This window comes from Pseudomonadales bacterium, assembly GCA_013215025.1.
Classification (GTDB): domain Bacteria; phylum Pseudomonadota; class Gammaproteobacteria; order Pseudomonadales; family DT-91; genus DT-91.
On the sequence record JABSRR010000268.1, the window covers coordinates 1 to 2429 of the forward strand.

The window sequence follows — 2429 nt, forward strand, 5'->3', positions numbered from 1 at the left end:
GACCGTCATGCTCAAAATAACGCATCGGTGACGGTCGCAGTTGCAGTTGAAGAATTTACAGCCTTAAAAGAATCCATGTCCCTATCAGACCGGGCGATGAATGACATTTACTCACGCCTTGGAAGGTTCGCCAATGACATGGGTGACAGAATTGTATCGACTATCACGGTAAAGGATTTGGATGAATGGATGTTGGGCTTGAAGTCGAATCGAAACGGCGACCAGTTGGCACCCAGGACTTGGAGAAATTATCGGACACAGTTGACCATGCTATTCAAGCAGTGTCACGCATGGGGGTATTGTGGCGGCAACCCTGTGAAGCTAACGCAGCAACCACCGAGGCGCGAAAGTGAGATTCATGTCCTGACCCCAGAACAGGCCGCAAGCCTTTTGGCGAATGCCTCAGATGAAATGCGTCCAGCAATAGCTATCGGGCTATTTGCTGGTTGCCGCGTCTCGGAGATTCAGCGCCTAGACTGGCAGGAGGTAAACCTCGACACTGACCTGATTGAACTACAGGGAGCGGTTACTAAGAAGAAGTTCCGCCGCATCATCTCCGTTAGGCCAAATCTCAAAGCGTGGTTACTACCATACGCTAAGACGTCCGGGCCCGTCTCTCCAAGGGGTGCCAAATGGCGAAGGCAGTTCGACAAGTCGAGAAAGTCAGCAGGGTTTGCCGTAGGAGAAGAGGGCAAAGGCGAGCCCTGGGGCAACAACGCAATGAGACATAGTTTCGCGTCCTATGGAATACAGGCTGAACATAACCCCGGACGCATCGCCGTTGAGATGGGGCATCGCGGTAGTGCGCAGGTCTTGTTCGATCATTACGTGACAAGTAGAAGCCCTAAGCAGGCAGATGCATACTGGTCGATCATGCCAGAGCAGGCTGGCAATGTGTTGGTTATGGGGTGATTTTGATTTGTGATCCGGTTGGCTTATATTTGGGCTATGACTGTTTTGGCTAAGGTAGATGGGCGCAAATACCACGTAACCCAAGAACAAAGGCTGCTGATCTACCGGCTATATGCTGACGAAGGCAAAAGCATGAGGCAGGTCGGCGTTGAGGTGTTCGGAAGAGATAATGCTGCGATTCTTGTTAAAAGGGTTTTGAAAGAGGGCGGTATTGTTAATCGCACTTCGAAAGAATCATGTGCGCTCCGAGGGATTCAATTCACCGAGGAACAAGAGGCGAAGATTGTAAGGCTTTACGTTGAGGAGCGGTTGGGTAAAAAGGCTATATCGAAGGCCATCATGGGCAAGGAAAGCGTCCGCCCAATTGATAGGATTCTGAGAAAACACGGCGTAAAGAAAAGGACAATGGCAGAGGGGAAGGCTTCATCTGCCGCTTACCAGAATAAGAAGCTGCCATACCCGCGCGTGTCTGAGATTGAGAGAATGAGTAGAAAGCCCCTGAAGGCTGGGGGTATCAAGTCAAAGTTTAGGGACCTACCTCTATTCAAGTATTCAAGCAAAGAATTGACCGAGGAACAACGCGAGAAGAACAATCAAGCTTTTAGAGACAAATACTACAACGATCCGCAATTTAGAGCCGCACACCTATGGCGGAAGCGTTTGCAGAAAATACACGGCCCATGGTCCGGCAGGTCAGAGGGCTTAAAGCAATCAACACGGATGATTGAGATGCTCGGATGCTCTCCTGATTGTTTCAAAACTTACCTTGAATCAAGGTTTGAGGATTGGATGACATGGGACAACTGCGGAACCGAATGGGTTATAGATCATATCGTACCTTGTAAATGGTTTGACCAAACCAACCCTGAGCACGTCGGGTTGTGTTGGCACCACAAAAACATGCGTCCACTTTCTAAGGAGTTTAACAATATTAAATCAGATAAGCCAATGGACTTCGACCCAGCTTTAGTGGCTGGCGGTAGTTGCGAAACAGTTAGGGCGCTTCGTGCATTTGCCTTTAACTTTTTAGCTGAATCGAAGGCTGCCGGCTATCACTGACAGCCCTATCCGTGGGGCCGGTTGTGCAACCTGTTTATTTTAAGGTACTTACAAAAACGCATCCCGTTTCAGGGTCCGTTCGCGATGAGTCTGTAAATTTTACCGCCCGTAAGGCGTCAGCAGCAGTGGCTATTTTGCCTTATGCGCCGGAATCGCTTAGGTTAGGGGACTGCGGAAAGCTATGGCGAAAAAGTCCGACATCACCACGACCGATCAACTGAGCAAATTGGCGTCTACTTCCACCATTGCTGCGCTCTCGGGTCATGATAGATCGACGGTAAAAAAACGGATGGTCGAGGCTGGCGTATCGCCGCGCGTGGATAAGGATAACGAAACGCTTTACCACTTGCCAGAAGCTATACAAGCATTGATCCGCTACGAGTCCGGCACCAGTTCTGCCGATATTCGCAACATTGCCCAGGCTCGAAAGGCTGACGCCGAGACGCGACGTTTAGAAG

At 50.0% G+C, this 2429-nt stretch carries 3 protein-coding genes; all 3 read left to right on the forward strand.

Annotated features, from left to right (window positions below):
• The first annotated feature begins 225 nt into the window (after positions 1-225).
• Positions 226-912 carry a tyrosine-type recombinase/integrase gene (locus HRU21_12735; protein ID NRA43156.1) on the forward strand — a complete coding sequence of 229 codons (687 nt, stop codon included), beginning with the start codon at positions 226-228 and terminating at the stop codon, positions 910-912.
• A gap of 36 nt (positions 913-948) precedes the next feature.
• Positions 949-1971, forward strand: a complete 1023-nt coding sequence (locus tag HRU21_12740; protein NRA43157.1) for a hypothetical protein — start codon at positions 949-951, stop codon at positions 1969-1971.
• Positions 1972-2152: 181 nt separating this feature from the next.
• Positions 2153-2429, forward strand: a 277-nt coding sequence (locus HRU21_12745; protein ID NRA43158.1) for a hypothetical protein, incomplete at its 3' end; no start/stop codon positions are given.